General features: G+C 60.7%; 15 protein-coding genes. 11 read left to right on the top strand and 4 right to left on the bottom strand.

The genetic code is table 11. The annotated features are described in order from the left end of the window. Nucleotides 1-42: 42 nt before the first annotated feature. The 3 genes from HU724_RS21840 to gap all read right to left on the bottom strand — a co-directional run bounded on the left by HU724_RS21840 (nucleotide 43) and on the right by gap (nucleotide 2839). The gene (locus HU724_RS21840; protein WP_016773524.1) at nucleotides 43-1008 is read right to left on the bottom strand and encodes a FecR family protein; all 966 of its coding nucleotides are present in this window, start codon (nucleotides 1006-1008) and stop codon (nucleotides 43-45) included. A 101-nt stretch (nucleotides 1009-1109) separates the two neighbouring features. Further along, nucleotides 1110-1637: an RNA polymerase sigma factor gene (locus HU724_RS21835; protein WP_016773525.1), complete on the bottom strand. Its 528-nt coding sequence runs from the start codon at nucleotides 1635-1637 to the stop codon at nucleotides 1110-1112. 200 nt (nucleotides 1638-1837) lie between these two features. Next, nucleotides 1838-2839, bottom strand: coding sequence for a type I glyceraldehyde-3-phosphate dehydrogenase (gene gap, locus HU724_RS21830; RefSeq protein WP_016773526.1), 1002 nt, complete (start codon nucleotides 2837-2839; stop codon nucleotides 1838-1840). 220 nt (nucleotides 2840-3059) lie between these two features. Between gap and edd the strand changes: the two genes are divergently transcribed. The 11 genes from edd to HU724_RS21775 all read left to right on the top strand — a co-directional run bounded on the left by edd (nucleotide 3060) and on the right by HU724_RS21775 (nucleotide 16978). Beyond that, nucleotides 3060-4886 (top strand): phosphogluconate dehydratase, encoded by a 1827-nt coding sequence (gene edd, locus HU724_RS21825; RefSeq protein ID WP_016773527.1) that lies wholly within the window; start codon nucleotides 3060-3062, stop codon nucleotides 4884-4886. Continuing rightward, nucleotides 4883-5842 carry a glucokinase gene (locus HU724_RS21820; protein WP_186567667.1) on the top strand — a complete coding sequence of 320 codons (960 nt, stop codon included), beginning with the start codon at nucleotides 4883-4885 and terminating at the stop codon, nucleotides 5840-5842. The genes edd and HU724_RS21820 overlap by 4 nt, the downstream gene beginning before the upstream one ends. Before the next feature lie 179 nt (nucleotides 5843-6021). Continuing rightward, nucleotides 6022-6753 (top strand): response regulator, encoded by a 732-nt coding sequence (locus HU724_RS21815; RefSeq protein WP_039758123.1) that lies wholly within the window; start codon nucleotides 6022-6024, stop codon nucleotides 6751-6753. Continuing rightward, nucleotides 6743-8212, top strand: coding sequence for an ATP-binding protein (locus HU724_RS21810; protein ID WP_122611773.1), 1470 nt, complete (start codon nucleotides 6743-6745; stop codon nucleotides 8210-8212). The genes HU724_RS21815 and HU724_RS21810 overlap by 11 nt, the downstream gene beginning before the upstream one ends. Before the next feature lie 224 nt (nucleotides 8213-8436). Next, entirely contained in the window at nucleotides 8437-9696 is a 1260-nt protein-coding gene (locus HU724_RS21805) for a D-mannose isomerase (RefSeq protein ID WP_186567668.1), read from the top strand. 118 nt (nucleotides 9697-9814) lie between these two features. Then, entirely contained in the window at nucleotides 9815-11116 is a 1302-nt protein-coding gene (locus HU724_RS21800) for an ABC transporter substrate-binding protein (RefSeq protein WP_186567669.1), read from the top strand. A gap of 214 nt (nucleotides 11117-11330) precedes the next feature. After that, nucleotides 11331-12239: a carbohydrate ABC transporter permease gene (locus tag HU724_RS21795; protein WP_016773533.1), complete on the top strand. Its 909-nt coding sequence runs from the start codon at nucleotides 11331-11333 to the stop codon at nucleotides 12237-12239. Continuing rightward, nucleotides 12232-13077 (top strand): carbohydrate ABC transporter permease, encoded by an 846-nt coding sequence (locus tag HU724_RS21790; protein ID WP_039758116.1) that lies wholly within the window; start codon nucleotides 12232-12234, stop codon nucleotides 13075-13077. The genes HU724_RS21795 and HU724_RS21790 overlap by 8 nt, the downstream gene beginning before the upstream one ends. A gap of 2 nt (nucleotides 13078-13079) precedes the next feature. Continuing rightward, a complete protein-coding gene (locus HU724_RS21785) occupies nucleotides 13080-14240 on the top strand; it encodes an ABC transporter ATP-binding protein (protein WP_186567670.1) in 1161 nt (386 codons plus the stop codon). Between the two features lie 243 nt (nucleotides 14241-14483). Then, a complete protein-coding gene (locus HU724_RS21780; protein ID WP_016773536.1) occupies nucleotides 14484-15833 on the top strand; it encodes a carbohydrate porin in 1350 nt (449 codons plus the stop codon). Between the two features lie 290 nt (nucleotides 15834-16123). Further along, nucleotides 16124-16978 carry a D-hexose-6-phosphate mutarotase gene (locus HU724_RS21775; RefSeq protein ID WP_186567671.1) on the top strand — a complete coding sequence of 285 codons (855 nt, stop codon included), beginning with the start codon at nucleotides 16124-16126 and terminating at the stop codon, nucleotides 16976-16978. A 207-nt stretch (nucleotides 16979-17185) separates the two neighbouring features. On the opposite strand, the gene HU724_RS21770 is transcribed toward HU724_RS21775, so the two are convergent. Beyond that, a complete protein-coding gene (locus tag HU724_RS21770) occupies nucleotides 17186-18046 on the bottom strand; it encodes a MurR/RpiR family transcriptional regulator (RefSeq protein ID WP_169842436.1) in 861 nt (286 codons plus the stop codon). Between the last annotated feature and the right edge of the window lie 103 nt (nucleotides 18047-18149).

Genomic DNA, 18149 nt, shown 5'->3' with positions numbered 1-18149 from the left:
GAGACGTACTGCCATTGGCTATCGAGTAAAAATAATTCTCATTCAGTTCAGAATCACCAGCGCAGGGAATTCCTGCAGGCGTGCCGAGGTGATGTGGGCGAGGGAGCGGACCACGTCGAGCGGCTGGTCGAGACGGTAATTGCCGGTGACGGCGACGTCGGCCAATTGCTCGTTGTTGTTGATGATCCAGCCCGGATAGTAGCGGCGCAGCTCGGCCAGCACCTGATTCAGCGGGCAGTTCTCGAACACCAGACGGCCTTCAACCCAGGCCAGATCGGCATTGGCGTCGAGCTTGGCCGGGCGATCAAATCCGTTGGGGCCGATGCGAATGCTTTCCCCGGCACGCAGGCGCACCCGGGCATCGTTGTGGGTGGCGCGCAGATCGACATCGCCGCGCTGCACGTTCACTTGTGCGACCCCGTCGAGGTAGCGCACGGCGAATGCGGTGTCGTGCACGCTTGCCTGCACCGGGCCTGCGTCGATCTCCAGCGGCTGATTGCGCCCGCTGGCGATCTCGAAAAACGCCTCGCCCTGAAACAGCCGCGCCACGCGCTGTTGATCGTTGATGGTGCTGGAAAACGCCGAGTTGGTATTGAGCAGGACCTTCGAGCCGTCCTCCAGTTGCAGCCGCTGACGCTCGCCGACCACGGTGAGGTGATCCGCTTGAATGCGCATCGGCAGGTTGCTGAAACTGAACAGCCCGAGGATCAGCACCGCAGCGGTAGCCAGCGGTTTCCAATGCGGGCGCAAGCGTTTGAGAAAAGTGATTTTTACCGGTTTTGCCGCCAGGGCTTCGGCGCACAGCGCGACTTGCGGGCCATCCCAGATCGCCTGGGCCTTGGCGAACGCCTCGGCATTCAACGGATCAGCCGCCAGCCAGGCATGAAATTGCCGGGTCTGTTCCTCATCCGGGCTGCCGAGCACGATGAGCCAGTCCAGCGCCTGGTCCATTGCAGCTGCAGCGTCCCGCGCCGAATCGGGCGAAGGCGAGCGGTGGGTGTCCGTCACGGTGGTTCCTCAGGGCTTCTGGCGAAGCAGTTTCTAGCTTCAAGCTGCAAGCTGCAAGCCGGATGCAATACTGCTTTTTGTTTTTACTTGTAGCTTGCAGCTCAAAACTTGCCGCTGCCGTTATGTCGTTCGGCAACGCCGATGCAGATCGACATGATCAGTTTCAGTTCCTTCTGCACGGTGCTCAGCGAAACATCAAGTTCATCAGCGATTTCCTGATAGCTGTGGCCGTGCAAACGGCTGAGGATGAAGATCTGCTGCTGGCGCGGGCTGAGTTGGCTGAGGCTCACGTTCAAACGCTCCAGCAATTGTTCGGCATGGGCGGCGTCTTCGGCGCTGCTGGCGGGCGCGGCGATGCTCTGCACGACATCTTGCGGCACGTCGTCGACCATGGTACGCGCATGAATCTTGCGCGCACGCAAATGATCCAGCGCCAGATTGCGCGCGGTCTGGAAGACAAAGGGTTCAAGGTGATCGATGGCCCGTTCGCTCAACGCCCGGGTCACGCGCAGGTAGGTCTCCTGCAACAGGTCTTCAGCGGTGCTGTGATTGTTGACCATCCGTTCCAGCGTGCGCAGCAGGGAAGTGCGCTGGGCGAGGAAGACGTGGTTGAAGCGCGATTGACTCACGGGAGGACCTGATCCATTTCGAGCGAATGATAATGCTTATCATCCAGCTGAATGGTCAAGTGCTGATTTCATCGACTGCCATGCATGTCGCTGTGGGAGCGAGCCTGCTCGCGAAGGCGTCGTGTCAGTCAGCTCCCATATTGACTGACAGATAGCTTTCGCGAGCAGGCTCGCTCCCACAGGGATTGGGCTAGCCGCAATTACTCGGCGTTACACAATGCCAGGCAGTTATCCAGCATGCGGTTGGAGAAGCCCCATTCGTTGTCGTACCAGGCCAGCACTTTCAGCAACTTGCCGCTGACTTTGGTGTGGTTGGCGTCGAAGATCGACGACAGCGGGTTGTGGTTGAAGTCGCTGGAAACCAGCGGCAAGGTGTTGTAACCGAGAATCTTCGAATGCTGGCTGGCCGCTTTCAGCAGGGCGTTGACTTCGTCGGCACTGGCTTCTTTCTTCAGTTGCACGGTGAGGTCGACCAGCGACACGTTGATCACCGGTACGCGCACAGCCATGCCGGTCAGTTTGCCCGCCAGTTCCGGCAGCACCAGGCCTACCGCTTCGGCTGCGCCGGTCTTGCTCGGGATCATGTTCTGCGTGGCCGAGCGGGCACGGTACGGGTCGCTGTGATAGACGTCGGTGAGGTTCTGGTCGTTGGTGTAGGCGTGGATGGTGGTCATCAGGCCGCTTTCGATGCCCAACTCGCGATGCAGCACCTGCGCCACTGGCGCGAGGCAGTTGGTGGTGCACGAAGCGTTGGAAATGATCTGGTGCGACTGACGCAGAATGTCGTGGTTGACGCCATAAACGACGGTGGCGTCGGCGCCTTTGGCCGGGGCAGAAATGATCACCTTGCGGGCGCCGGCGCTGATATGCGCGGCGGCTTTGGCACGGTCGGTGAACAGACCGGTGCATTCGAACACTACGTCGATTTTTTCAGCGGCCCACGGCAGGTCGGCCGGGTTGCGAATGGCGCTGACCGCGATGCGGTCGCCATTGACCGTCAGGCTTTCGTTATCGTGCGCCACTTCGGCGTCGAAAGTGCCGTGGACGGTGTCGTATTTGAGCAGATGGGCATTGATCGAACTGTCACCCAGATCGTTGATCGCGACGATCTGCAGGTCTTGACGATAGCCTTGGGTATACAGTGCGCGCAGGACATTACGGCCGATGCGGCCAAAACCATTGATTGCGATTCGAAGAGTCATGGAACAGCGCCGCCGTCGTTTTGTTGTTGGAATTACAAGATTATTCGCATAAAAATAGAAAACAAGCCTTTTTAGTGGCAATATTTTGTTTTATCTACAACGAGTGACCTGAATCAACTGGTCCGAATGGTCAAAAAAGCCGTCTGTCATTCCAACAACAACGGCGTTTGATCAGCATAGACAATCAGGTCGCCACATCCGTTAGCCTGGAGTTCTACACATGCATCCCCGCGTTCTTGAGGTCACCGAACGGCTTATCGCCCGCAGCCGCGCCACGCGTCAGGCTTACCTTGCATTGATTCGCGGCGCCGCCACCGACGGCCCGATGCGCGGCAAGCTGCAATGCGCCAACTTCGCCCACGGCGTGGCCGGTTGCGGCACTGAAGACAAGCACAGCCTGCGGATGATGAACTCGGCGAACATCGCCATTGTGTCTTCGTATAACGACATGCTTTCGGCGCACCAGCCGTACGAAGTCTTTCCACAACAGATCAAGAACGCCCTGCGCGAAATCGGCTCGGTCGGCCAGTTCGCCGGCGGCACTCCGGCGATGTGCGATGGCGTGACCCAAGGCGAGCCGGGCATGGAACTGAGCCTGCCGAGCCGCGAAGTGATCGCCATGTCGACCGCCGTGGCGCTGTCGCACAACATGTTCGACGGCGCGCTGATGCTCGGCATCTGCGACAAGATCGTCCCGGGCCTGATGATGGGTTCGCTGCGCTTCGGCCATTTGCCGACGATCTTCGTCCCGGGCGGGCCGATGGTTTCGGGGATTTCCAACAAGGAAAAAGCCGACGTCCGCCAGAAGTACGCCGAAGGCAAGGCCACCCGCGAAGAGCTGCTGGAATCGGAGATGAAGTCCTACCACAGCCCGGGCACCTGCACCTTCTACGGCACCGCCAACACCAACCAGTTGCTGATGGAAGTCATGGGCCTGCACCTGCCGGGCGCCTCTTTTGTCAACCCGAACACGCCGCTGCGCGACGCGCTGACCCGCGAAGCCGCGCATCAGGTCACGCGCCTGACCAAGCAGAACGGCAACTTCATGCCGATCGGCGAAATCGTCGACGAGAAAGCGCTGGTCAACTCCATCGTTGCCCTGCACGCCACCGGCGGCTCGACCAACCACACCCTGCACATGCCGGCCATCGCCATGGCCGCTGGCATTCAACTGACTTGGCAGGACATGGCCGACCTCTCCGAAGTCGTGCCGACCTTGAGCCACGTCTATCCGAACGGCAAGGCCGACATCAACCACTTCCAGGCAGCGGGCGGCATGTCGTTCCTGATCCGCGAACTGCTCGGCGCCGGCCTGCTGCATGAAGACGTCAACACTGTGCTCGGTCATGGCCTGAGCCAGTACACCAAAGAGCCGTTCCTCGATAACGGCGAGCTGGTCTGGCGCGAAGGCCCGACCGACAGCCTCGACGAAAACATCCTGCGTCCGGTGTCCCGTGCGTTCTCGCAAGAGGGCGGCTTGCGGGTGATGGAAGGCAACCTCGGTCGCGGGGTGATGAAGGTTTCTGCCGTTGCGCTGGAGAACCAGATCGTCGAAGCACCGGCGATGGTGTTCCAGGATCAGCAGGACCTGGCGGACGCATTCAAGGCCGGTCTGCTGGAGAAGGATTTTGTCGCCGTGATGCGCTTCCAGGGCCCGCGTTCCAACGGCATGCCCGAGCTGCACAAGATGACGCCGTTCCTTGGCGTGTTGCAGGATCGCGGCTTCAAAGTGGCATTGGTGACTGACGGGCGCATGTCCGGCGCGTCGGGGAAAATCCCCGCAGCGATTCACGTCAGCCCGGAAGCTTATGTCGGTGGCGCTTTGGCGCGCGTGCAAGAGGGCGATATCATCCGCGTCGATGGCGTCAAAGGCACCTTGGAACTGAAGGTCGACGCCGCCGAATTTGCAGCGCGCGAACCCGCCAAAGGCCTGTTGGGCAACAACATTGGCAGCGGCCGTGAGCTGTTTGGCTTCATGCGCATGGCCTTCAGCTCGGCGGAGCAGGGCGCCAGCGCCTTCACTTCTGCCCTGGAGACGCTTAATTGAAACTGGCTTTGGTCGGTGACATCGGAGGCACCAACGCGCGGTTCGCGTTGTGGCAAAACCAGCAACTGCAATCGGTTCAGGTGCTGGCCACGGCCGACTTTGCCAGTCCGGAAGAGGCAATCGCTCTGTACCTGAGCGGGCTCGGTCTGGCGCCGGGCTCGATCGGCTCGGTGTGCCTGTCGGTGGCAGGTCCGGTGAGTGGCGATGAATTCAAGTTCACCAACAATCACTGGCGGCTCAGCCGCAGCGCGTTCTGCAAGACCTTGCAGGTCGAGCAGTTGTTGCTGACCAACGACTTCTCGGCGATGGCGCTGGGCATGACCCGCTTGCAGCCCGGCGAATTCCGCGTGGTTTGCGAAGGTACGCCGGAGCCTCTGCGTCCGGCAGTGGTGATCGGCCCGGGCACTGGCCTGGGTGTCGGCACCTTGCTCGATCTCGGCGAAGGACGCTTTGCCGCGTTGCCGGGCGAGGGTGGTCACGTCGACCTGCCGCTGAGCAGCCCGCGCGAAACGCAACTCTGGCAACACATCTACAACGAGATCGGCCATGTCAGCGCGGAAACCGCGTTGAGCGGCGGCGGCCTGCCTCGACTGTACCGGGCGATCTGCGCGGTGGATGGTCATGAGCCGAAGCTTGAAACGCCGGAAGCGATCACCGCCGCCGGCCTGGCCGGTGACCCGATTGCTTTGGAAGTGCTCGAGCAATTCTGCTGCTGGCTCGGCCGCGTTGCCGGCAACAACGTGCTCACCACCGGCGCGCGCGGCGGGGTGTTTATCGTTGGCGGGGTGATTCCACGCTTCGCCGATTTCTTCCTCGCCAGCGGCTTCGCCCGCTGCTTCGCCGACAAAGGCTGCATGAGCGATTACTTCAAAGGCATCCCGGTGTGGCTGGTGACCGCGCCGTATTCCGGCCTGGTCGGCGCCGGCGTGGCGCTGGATCAAGCAACTCGACCCTGAAATGCAATCGCCCATGTGGGAGCGAGCCTGCTCGCGAAAGCGGTGTATCAGTCAGCAAATGCGTTGAAGGTAAACCCGATTCGCGAGCAGGCTCGCTCCCACAGTGGTTTTGTGGTGTTTGTAAAATCAGCGCTTAAGGCATAATCCGCCCCAACTCCAACAACAAGGATGCCTTCGAAGTGAGCTCAGTCAACAAGTCGATATTGTTGGTCGATGACGACCAGGAAATACGCGAGTTGCTGGAAACCTACCTGACCCGCGCCGGGTTTCAGGTGCGGGCCACCGCCGATGGTGCCGGTTTTCGTCAGGCGCTCAATGAGGCGCCGAGCGACCTGGTGATCCTCGATGTCATGCTGCCCGACGAAGACGGGTTCAGCCTGTGCCGCTGGGTGCGCCAGCATCCGCGTCAGGCGCAGGTGCCGATCATCATGCTGACCGCCAGTTCCGACGAAGCCGACCGGGTGATCGGTCTGGAACTCGGCGCCGACGACTACCTCGGCAAACCGTTCAGCCCGCGCGAACTGCAAGCGCGGATCAAGGCCCTGCTGCGTCGCGCGCAATTCGCCCACGAACGCAGCGGTAGCGAAGTGCTGGCCTTCGACGACTGGCGCCTGGACACAGTCAGTCATCGGCTGTTCCACACCGACGGCGAGGAAGTGATTCTTTCCGGCGCCGATTTCGCCCTGCTGAAACTGTTCCTCGATCATCCGCAGCAAATCCTCGACCGCGACACCATCGGCAACGCCACCCGTGGCCGCGATCTGATGCCGCTCGATCGCATTGTCGACATGGCCGTCAGCCGTTTGCGCCAACGCCTGCGCGACACCGAAAAACCGCCACGGCTGATCCGCACTGTGCGTGGCAGCGGTTATCAGTTGGCAGCCAATGTGGTTGCCGGCAATGCTCACTGAGGCGCTGGGCAAATTCGCCAGTCGCATACCGGTGCCGCGCTCACTGCTCGGGCGGATGCTGCTGCTGACTCTGCTGGCGGTGCTGTTCGCGCAGACGCTGTCGAGCGTGATCTGGGTATCGCAGTTGCGCGCCACTCAACTCGAAGGTCTGGTCACCAGCGCCCGCAGCCTGGCGCATTCGATGACTGCCAGCGTCAGCTATTTCCGTTCCTTGCCAGTGGCCTATCGACCGCTGGTGCTCGATCAATTGCGCAGCATGGGCGGCACCCGGTTTGTCGTGACGCTGAACGACAAGCCGCTGGGCATGGACGTGCTGCTGGTGACGCCGCGCAAGGCTGCGGTGATGCAGGCGGTGGACGAAGTGCTGCGTCAGTCTCTGGGCCATGACACGGATATTTCGGTGACCTTCGTCAGCCCCGAAGACCTGCGGATTTTCAACGCCGGGCTGAAACTTGATGAATTGCCGCGCTCCTGGGCGCATTACGCGCTGACCCTGGAGCCGGTGAATCCGCCGGTGCTGGTCACGCAGATTCAAATGGCCCCGGGCGAATGGCTGTACATCGCTTCTTTGCTGCCCGAGCCGTACACCAGTCTCGAAGAGCAAGGCCTGCCGGCGCAGCAGGTGTGGTTTATCGTCCTCACCAGCGGCTTCTTGCTGTTGTTCATCGGCCTGCTGGTGCACTGGCAGAGTCGGCCGCTCAAGCGTCTGGCGCGGGCAGCGCGGGATCTGTCGCTGGGCGCCGACGTCGAGCCGGTGGCGGAGGGCGGTGGCAGTGAAGTGGTCGAAGTCGGCCGCGCGTTCAACACCATGCGCGAACGCATCAGCCGCTACCTGACCGAACGCAGCCAGTTGTTCAGCGCGATTTCCCATGACCTGCGCACGCCGATCACCCGCCTGCGCTTGCGCGTCGAACTGCTCGAAGACGAACAGCTGCAAGCCAAATTCGGCCGCGATCTGGATGAGCTGGAGCTGCTGGTCAAAGGCGCACTGCAATGCGTGAAAGACACCGACATCCACGAGAACATCGAGCCGGTGGATCTCAATCATGTCCTCGATTGCCTGGTCGAGCCGTATCTGGCGCCGAACGGCAATGGCCGCGTCACTCAGCATGGCCGCGCGCTGTCGGCATACCCGGGCAAACCACTGGCGCTCAAGCGCTGCATCGGCAACCTGATCGACAACGCCTTGAAGTACGGGCAGAACGCGCATCTGCACATCGATGACGATGACAGCGCCTTTGTTCTGCATGTCGATGATGAAGGGCCGGGTGTGCCGCAGCAGCGGCTGGAGCAAGTGTTCGAGCCGCACTTCCGTTTGGCGGGGCAGCAGCAGGGTTATGGCTTGGGCCTTGGCATTGCGCGCAACATTGCGCATAGCCATGGCGGCGAGGTGACGTTGCAGAACCTGCGTGAGGGCGGGTTGCGGGTGACGTTGCAGTTGCCGCGCAGTGTTGATTAGTCAGACCGCGTTATCGTTCTTCGCGAGCGGGCTCGCTCCCACATTCGCCCGCGTTTTGACGGTTGGAATGCGTTCGCCTGTGGGAGCGAGCCTGCTCGCGAAGACGACAGATGTATCAATACAAATGTCACAAGCCAGTGACAAACCCCGTCCCCTTCGTTACAAGCCCACCCCGGCCCGTTGTTTAGACTGCCCGCAGTCATAACAAAAAAAAGGGCCACCCAATGGACACCTTTCACCCAGACTTCAGCAGTTGGCTGAACGCCCCTGCCCACCAGCAATGGCTCGCTACCGAAGGCCTGCGTCTGCTGGATTTTGCCAAGGCCTCGAAGCTGCCAGAAGGTTTCGGCAATCTCGACGAACGCGGCCGTTTGCCGGCGAACGCACCAGCCGAAACCATGAACACCGCGCGCATGACCCACAGCTTCGCCATGGCGCACATTCAGGGCCTGCCGGGGTTTGCCGAGCTGGTCGACCACGGTATCGCCGCGTTGCGCGGGCCACTGCGTGATGCGCTGCACGGCGGCTGGTTTGCGGTGGCCGAACATCGCGACGACAACACCGGCAAGAACGCCTATCTGCATGCCTTTGTCGCGCTCGCCGCCAGCTCCGCCGTGGTCGCACAACGGCCCGGCGCTCAAGCCTTGCTCGATGACGCCATCGACATCATCGACACCTATTTCTGGAGCGAAGAAGAGGGCGCCATGCGCGAATTCTTCAATCGCGACTGGAGCGAAGAAGAAGCCTATCGCGGCGCCAACAGCAATATGCACGCGACCGAAGCATTCCTCGTGCTGGCTGATGTCACCGAAGATCCTCGCTGGCTGGTGCGCGCCCAGCGCATCGTCGAACGAGTAATCCATGGCCACGCTGCAGCCAACGACTACATGGTCATCGAACACTTCGATCGCGATTGGCAACCGCTGCGCGAATACAACCACGACAATCCGGCTGACGGTTTTCGTCCTTACGGCACCACGCCGGGCCACGGTTTCGAGTGGGCGCGCTTGCTCCTGCATCTTGAAGCCGCGCGGGTACAGGCCGGCATGCTTACGCCGGGCTGGGTGGCGACTGATGCGCAAAAACTCTTCGAAAACAATTGCCGGCACGGCTGGAATGTCGATGGCGCGCCGGGCATCGTCTACACCCTCGACTGGGATAACCAGGCTGTCGTTCGCCATCGTCTGCACTGGACGCATGCCGAAGCCAGCGCCGCCGCCAGTGCCTTGCTCAAACGCACCGGCGACGGGCAATACGAAACCTGGTACCGGCTGTTCTGGGAGTTCTGCGAGACGAATTTCATCGACCGCTGCAACGGCAGTTGGCACCACGAACTCAATCCGCAGAATGTGCCAAGTGCCGATATCTGGCCGGGCAAGCCCGATCTGTATCACGCCTGGCAGGCTGTGCTGATTCCGCGATTGCCGCTGGCGCCAAGCATGGCCACGGCTTTGGCGCAGCTATCCCGGCCTGTTCCTGTGTAACCATGTCGTGACATTTACGCGTCCCTTCGTTACCTGCGAAGCGAAACGCTCTGTTTAAACTCCGTGCAGCGCAAGCACCAGACTTGCAATGCATAACAACAAGAAAGGTACATCTCGAATGAATGCGATTTCTCGCCTCGCTACTGTCATTTCTGTCGCCTCCCTGTTCCCGCTCGCAATCCTGCCGCTCAGTGTCTCCGCTGCCGATTCCAAAGGTTCGGTGGAAGTCGTGCACTGGTGGACTTCTGGTGGCGAAAAAGCCGCTGTCGATGTGCTCAAGGCCCAAGTCGAAAAAGACGGTTTCACCTGGAAGGACGGCGCTGTCGCCGGTGGTGGCGGTGCGACTGCCATGACCGTGCTGAAAAGCCGCGCCGTTGCCGGCAACCCGCCAGGCGTAGCGCAGATCAAAGGCCCGGACATCCAGGAATGGGCGTCGACCGGTCTGCTCGACACCGACGTTTTGAAAGACGTCGCCAAGTCGGAAAAGTGGGACAGCCTGCTCGACAAGAAAGTCTCCGATACCGTGAAGTACGACGGTGATTACGTGGCCGTGCCGGTGAACATTCACCGCGTGAACTGGCTGTGGATCAATCCGGAAGTCTTCAAGAAAGCCGGCATCACCAAGAATCCAACCACCCTCGAAGAGTTCTACGCAGCCGGCGACAAGCTGAAAGCGGCGGGCTTCATTCCGCTCGCCCACGGCGGTCAGCCTTGGCAGGACAGCACCGTGTTCGAAGCCGTGGTGCTCTCGGTCATGGGCGTGGATGGCTACAAGAAAGCCCTGGTCGATCTCGACAACAAAGCGCTGACCGGCCCGGAAATGGTCAAGGCGCTCACTGAGCTGAAGAAAGTCGCGACCTACATGGACGCGGACGGCAAAGGCCAGGACTGGAACCTCGAAGCGGCCAAGGTCATCAACGGCAAGGCCGGCATGCAGATCATGGGTGACTGGGCCAAGTCCGAATGGACCGCCGCCAAGAAAGTCGCCGGCAAGGACTACGAGTGCGTAGCGTTCCCAGGCACCGACAAGGCGTTCACCTACAACATCGACTCGCTCGCCGTGTTCAAGCAGAAGGACGCCGGCACTGCGGCCGGTCAGCAGGACATCGCCAAAGTCGTGCTGGGTGAGAACTTCCAGAAAGTCTTCAGCATCAACAAAGGCTCGATCCCGGTTCGTAACGACATGTTGACCAACATGGACAAGCTCGGCTTCGACTCCTGCGCACAGACCGCTGCCAAGGACTTCCTCGCGGACGCCAAGTCCGGCGGCCTGCAGCCAAGCATGGCGCACAACATGGCGACCACGCTGGCCGTGCAGGGCGCGTTCTTTGACGTAGTCACCAACTACATCAACGACCCGAAAGCAGACCCGGCGGATGCGGCGAAGAAACTCGGCGCGGCGGTTCAGTCGGCCAAGTAATGCTTGGCCCCTGTGGGAGTGGGCGTTTGTGGTGAGGGGATTCATCCCCGATGGGTTGCGAAGCGACCCCGGAAAGTTGCAGCGGCGCAGTGTGTGAAATACCGCATGTAATGATTTCGCGACTGCTGCGCAGTCGATCGGGGATAAATCCCCTCGCCACAGGGCTCACTCCTGCAAGGAAATGCTTTAGTAAACCCTTATTGTGGATTTCCCCATGAGTTCTGTTGCTGTGTTCAGCAAGGCCTCGCCGTTCGATGCATTGCAGCGCTGGCTACCCAAACTGGTGCTGGCGCCGAGCATGTTCATCGTGCTGGTGGGCTTCTATGGCTACATCCTGTGGACGTTCATTCTGTCGTTCACCACTTCGACTTTCCTGCCCAACTACAAGTGGGCCGGTCTGGCGCAATACGCGCGGTTGTTCGACAACGATCGCTGGTGGGTGGCGAGCAAGAACCTCGCCGTGTTCGGCGGCATGTTCATCGGCATTACCCTGGTGATCGGCGTGTTGCTGGCGGTGTTCCTCGACCAGCGCATCCGTCGCGAAGGCTTTATCCGCACCATTTACCTGTACCCGATGGCGCTCTCGATGATCGTCACCGGTACCGCGTGGAAATGGCTGCTCAACCCGGGCATGGGCCTGGACAAATTGTTGCGTGACTGGGGCTGGGAAGGCTTCCGTCTGGACTGGCTGATCGACCCTGATCGCGTGGTCTACTGCCTGGTGATCGCCGCTGTGTGGCAAGCCTCGGGCTTCATCATGGCGATGTTCCTCGCCGGCCTGCGCGGCGTCGACCAATCGATCATCCGTGCCGCGCAGATCGACGGCGCGAGCATGCCGCGCATCTACTGGAAAGTCGTGCTGCCAAGCCTGCGTCCGGTGTTCTTCAGTGCGGTGATGATCCTCGCGCACATCGCGATCAAGAGCTTCGACCTCGTTGCGGCAATGACCGCCGGCGGCCCGGGTTATTCCTCCGACCTGCCAGCGATGTTCATGTATTCCTTCACCTTCAGTCGCGGCCAGATGGGCATGGGCTCGGCCAGTGCGATTCTGATGCTCGGTGCGATCCTCGCGATCATCGTGCCTTACCTGTATTCCGAGCTGAGGACCAAGCGTCATGACTAGTCTCGCTGCCAAACCTGCGATCAGCTTGAGCCGCATCGCGATCTACGCGGTGCTGATCCTCGCGGTGTTCCTCTATCTGGTGCCGCTGGTGGTGATGTTGCTGACCAGCTTCAAGACCCCGGAAGACATCAGCACCGGCAACCTGCTGAGCTGGCCGACCGTGGTCAGCGGCATCGGCTGGGTCAAGGCCTGGGCCACGGTTGACGGCTACTTCTGGAACTCGATCAAGATCACCGTACCGGCGGTAATCATCTCCACCGCCATCGGTGCGTTGAACGGTTACGTGCTGTCGATGTGGCGCTTTCGTGGTTCGCAGTTGTTCTTCGGTCTGCTGCTGTTCGGCTGCTTCCTGCCGTTCCAGACCGTACTGCTGCCGGCCTCGTTCACCCTCGGCAAGATGGGCCTGGCGAGCACCACCACCGGCCTGGTCTTCGTGCACGTGGTCTACGGTCTGGCGTTCACCACGCTGTTCTTCCGCAACTACTACGTGAGCATTCCCGATGCGCTGGTCAAGGCTGCGCGTCTGGATGGCGCGGGTTTCTTCACGATTTTCCGCCGCATCATTCTGCCGATGTCGACGCCGATCATCATGGTCTGCCTGATCTGGCAGTTCACCCAGATCTGGAACGACTTCCTCTTCGGGGTGGTGTTCTCCAGCGGTGATTCGCAACCGATCACCGTGGCGCTGAACAATCTGGTCAACACCAGCACCGGCGCCAAGGAATACAACGTGGATATGGCAGCGGCGATGATCGCCGGCCTGCCGACCCTGCTGGTCTATGTGGTCGCAGGCAAGTATTTCGTGCGCGGGCTGACGGCCGGCGCGGTCAAGGGGTAATCATGGCTACGCTTGAACTTCGCAACGTAAACAAGACCTACGGGGCCGGCCTGCCGGACACCCTGAAGAACATCGAACTGTCGATCAAGGACGGTGAATTCCTGATCCTCGTCGGCCCGTCGGGCTGCGGTAAATCGACCTTGATGAACTGCATCGCCGGGCTGGAAACCATCACCGGCGGCGCGATCATGATCGGTGATCAGGACGTCAGCGGCATGAGCCCCAAGGATCGCGACATCGCCATGGTGTTTCAGTCCTACGCGCTGTACCCGACCATGAGCGTGCGCGAGAACATCGAGTTCGGCCTGAAAATCCGCAAGATGCCGCAGGCAGCGATCGACGAAGAAGTCGCCCGCGTCGCCAAGCTGTTGCAGATCGAACACCTGCTCAACCGCAAGCCGGGCCAGCTCTCCGGTGGTCAGCAACAGCGCGTGGCGATGGGTCGTGCTTTGGCGCGGCGGCCGAAGATCTATCTGTTCGACGAACCGCTGTCGAACCTCGACGCCAAGCTGCGCGTCGAGATGCGCACCGAAATGAAACTGATGCACCAGCGCCTCAAAACCACCACGGTCTACGTGACCCACGACCAGATCGAAGCGATGACGCTGGGCGACAAGGTTGCGGTGATGAAGGACGGCATCATTCAGCAGTTCGGCACGCCGAAAGACATCTACAACAACCCGGCCAACCTGTTCGTGGCGAGCTTCATAGGTTCGCCGCCGATGAACTTCATCCCCCTGCGTTTGCAGCGCAAGGACGGCCGTTTGCTGGCGCTGCTCGACAGCGGCCAGGCGCGCTGCGAATTGCCGATGAGCATGCAGGACGCCGGGCTTGAAGATCGCGAAGTGATCCTCGGCCTGCGTCCGGAGCAGATCTGTCTGGCGAACGGCGAGGGCAATGGTCTGCCGAGCATCCGCGCCGAAGTGCAGGTCACTGAACCGACCGGCCCGGACACCCTGGTGTTCGTCAATCTGAACGACACCAAGGTCTGCTGCCGACTGGCGCCCGACGTGGCACCGCAGGTAGGCGAAAGCCTGACGCTGCAATTCGATCCGTCGAAAGTGTTGTTGTTCGATGCCAATACCGGCGAGCGTCTGGGCACTGCCGGCCAACCGCAGACCGATGCGCGGTCTGCGAACGTCGCCCAGTTCAAGGGGCGCTGAGGAGCAAATGTGGGAGCGAGCTTTTGTGGCGAGGGGATTTAGCGAAACGTCGCACCGCCCCTTTGGGTCGCGCAGCGGCCCCATAAAAGCGGGGTCTGCCACGCAGCCCATCGGGGATAAATCCCCTCGCCACAGGGTTCACTCCTATAAGGAGCAAGCAGTGCCCGGCCTATCGAGCACCGCACTTTATGTAAACCGCGTTAGATAAAAACAGTTAATAACAATAAAGACGAGGATGTAGGGATGAAAAAGAAACACGTCAATGCCCGGTTGATCTGCCAGGTTTCAGCGGCAGCTGCACTGGTGCTGGCCGGTAATGCGATGGCGGCGGATGCGTTCAGCTCCGACTCCAAGTGGATGACCGGCGACTGGGGCGGCGAGCGCACCAAGCTGATCGAGCAGGGTATCGACATCAAGGCCGACTACGTTGGCGAGATGGGCGCCAACCTGAACGGTGGCTACAACGACGACAAGACTGCGCGTTACGCCGACCAGTTCGGTCTGGGCGTGGCCCTCGACCTGCAGAAACTGTGGGGCTGGGACAACACCCAAGCGAAGATCCAGCTGACCAACCGTAACGGTTACAACATCTCCAACGACCGCGTTGGCGATCCGCGTGCCGGCACCCTCAGCTCATCGCAGGAAGTCTACGGCCGTGGCCACATGGTGCGTCTGACCCAGTTGTGGATCCAGCACCAGTTCTTCGACAACAAGCTCGACGTCAAGGCCGGTTACTTCGGCGAAGGCGAAGACTTCAACACCTTCCCGTGCGACTTCCAGAACCTGGCGTTCTGCGGTTCGCAAGTGGGTAACTGGGCGACCAACATCTGGTACAACTGGCCCGTCAGCCAGGCCGCGATCCGTGTGAAGTACAACATCAACGACGAGCTCTACGCGCAAATCGGTGCGTACAACCAGAACCCGTCGCAACTGGAACACGGCAACGGCTTCAAGCTCAGCGGCAGCGGCACCAAAGGTACCGTGCTGCCGGTTGAGTTGGTCTGGTCGCCGAAGGTCAACAGTCTGCCGGGCGAATACCGCGTCGGTTACTACAAGAGCACGGCCGATGCCGACGACGTTCGCGAAGACGTCAACGGTCTCGATGCGGCAACCACCGGTGATGACTACAAGTCGCACAACAGCAAAAGCGGTTACTGGTTCGTCGCGCAACAGCAACTCACCAGCCACAACGGTGATGCGACTCGCGGTCTGAACATCGCCGCCAACGCGACCTTCCACGACAAGGACACCAACTTCATCGACAACTACCAGTCGGTGATGTTTGTCTACAAAGGCCCGTTCGATGCGCGTCCGAAAGATGACATCGGTATCGGCGCTGCGCGTATCCACGTCAATAAGGACGTCAAGCGCAACGCTGAACTGCTGAACGCTGCCAACGGTGTGTCCGACTACGACAACGCCGCGTTCTCGCCGATTCGTGAAACCGAATACAACTACGAACTCAACTACGGCATCCATGTCACCAACTGGCTGACCGTGCGTCCCAACCTGCAATACATCACCCATCCGGGCGGTGTGGATGAAGTCGATAACGCTTTGGTCGCTGGCCTGAAAATTCAGTCAACGTTCTGACGCGTCTGCGATAAGCTCCTCTCTATGTGCGCATTTTGCGGACAGCCAAGGCTGTCCGCTTTTTTTTGCGAGAACCGCAGAAAGAGTTATGTCGTACCCATTGTGGTGAGGGGATTTATCCCCGCTGGGCTGCGAAGCGGCCCCAAGTCCGATAAGCACAATCTGGCTGATACACCTCGGTGAATGGTTTTCAGGGCCGCTTCGCGACCCAGCGGGGATAAATCCCCTCGCCACAGTATTCAAGGGTCACAAAGGTAATTGTACCCCCATGATTTTCAGGACCGTAGCCAATGCATGAGCATCCGCTGCAACGCTTCTTCAAATCCCTGCGCGAGCGACCGGTGTTCGCCTGGGAGCGCTATCAGATGCGCGACGTGTTGGTGATCGATCATCCGCTGTGTCAGGCGGTGTTCAGTCGTCAGGGCGCGCAGTTGCTGCACTTTCAACCGCGCGGGCAAAAGCCGTGGTTGTGGTGCGCGGCGAAGTGGCCGCATGTCGGCGCGATTCGCGGTGGCGTGCCGGTGTGCTGGCCGTGGTATGGCCGTCATCCGAGCGAAAACGCGTGGCCGTCCCATGGTTGGGCGCGACTGCTCGATTGGAAACTGCTCGACAGCAGCAGCGCCGAAGACGGCGTGCGCCTGCACTGGCAATTGCAGCTGTGCGACTGGCAGGTCGACCTGCATGCGCATCTGGGCGAACGCATGGAATTACGCCTGAGCACCGAGCATCAGGACGACATGCCGTGCCAGTTGAGCCAGGCTTTGCACGCTTACTGGCGTATAGGCGATGTTGGTGAGATAGCGCTGTCTGGCCTCGAAGGCGCTCAGGGTTATGACCAGTTGAATCGCCAGGTTTGCCAGCAAGAAGGTGAGTTGCGCGTCGATGGCGGCTGTCAGCGGGTGTTCCAGCATGACGGCGAATTGCAGCTCAAGGATCACGCCTGGCAGCGCGAGTTGTGCATCGATACCGGTGACAGCGGCGACACCGTCGTCTGGCATCCCGGAACTCGGCCGTTGCTGGGGGTGAGCTGGGACGAGGTATCGGAATTCGTTTGCGTAGAAGCAGCAGCGGGCGGCACGGACAGCCTGCACCTGGCGCCGGGGGAGAAGGCGCATTTGAGTTTGCAGGCGTGGGCAGCGGCTTAGTGCGTCAAGTACACCGATACCCTCACCCTAGCCCTCTCCCAGAGGGAGAGGGGACCGAATGGGGGATGCTCAAGAATTACGCCGACCTGAAAGTGCAGTTCTGAATCTATAATCGACTGGATATTTCAGGTCGATGTACCGCGCAAGACACCTCGGTCGGCTCCCACTCCCTCCGGGAGAGGGCTGGGGTGAGGGGGCTTTTGATCTTTAGTTGAATTCATCCCCAACCGGATACCGGCTCGCATTCAAGCTCTCTTTGATCTTGCGCAGATGCGGCTGGAAGTCCACGCCACGGCGCAAGGTCATCCCCGTCGCCAGCACATCCAGCACCGTCAACTGAATGATCCGCGACGTCATCGGCATGTAAATGTCGGTGTCTTCCGGCAACGGAATATTCAGGCTCAAGGTACTCGCCTTGGCCAGCGGCGAATTCTCCGCCGTCAGGCCCAGCACCGAAGCACCGTTCTCGCGAGCGATCCGCGCCACTTCCACCAATTCGCGCGTACGCCCGGTGTAGGAAATGATCACGAACAGCTCGCCGGTGTGCGCCACCGAAGCAATCATCCGCTGCATCAGCACATCGGCGTGGGCGGTGACGGCGAGGTTGAAGCGGAAGAACTTGTGCTGCGCATCCAGCGCCACCGGGGCGGAAGCGCCGAGGCCGAAGAAGTGGATCTGCCGCGCCTGGATCAACAGGTCGACGGCGCGGCTGATCAGGTTCGGGTCGAGCGCCTGGCAAGCACTGTCCAGGGAAGCGATGGCGCTGCCGAAAATCTTCTGCGTGTACGCCTCGGGATTGTCGTCGGCCTCGACCGCGCGGCTGACATACGCCGCGCCACTGGCCAGGCTCTGCGCCAATTGCAGCTTGAGCTCGGGATAGCCGCTGACACCGAACGAGCGGCAGAAGCGGTTGACCGTCGGTTCGCTCACCGAGGCGGCCTGGGCGAGGGCGGCGATGCTGAAGCGGGTGGCCTGCTGCGGGTTGAGCAGGATCACCTCGGCGACCTTACGTTCGGCCTTGTTCAGCTCTTCAAGGCGACTCTGGATCTGTTCCAGTAAATTTCGCACGCGGTCCATATGGAATTCCTGATTCACCGACGCAGAGTTGCGTCGGGCTATGCAAATTGGGCCTTTGATATGGCCCGTGACGGTGGCCTATCCTACTGATGCG

It is taken from the genome of Pseudomonas iranensis (assembly GCF_014268585.2).
Classification (GTDB): Bacteria; Pseudomonadota; Gammaproteobacteria; order Pseudomonadales; family Pseudomonadaceae; genus Aquipseudomonas; species Aquipseudomonas iranensis.
Note: the sequence above shows the minus strand (reverse complement) of the source record. Positions and strands in the feature narration are given on the sequence as shown.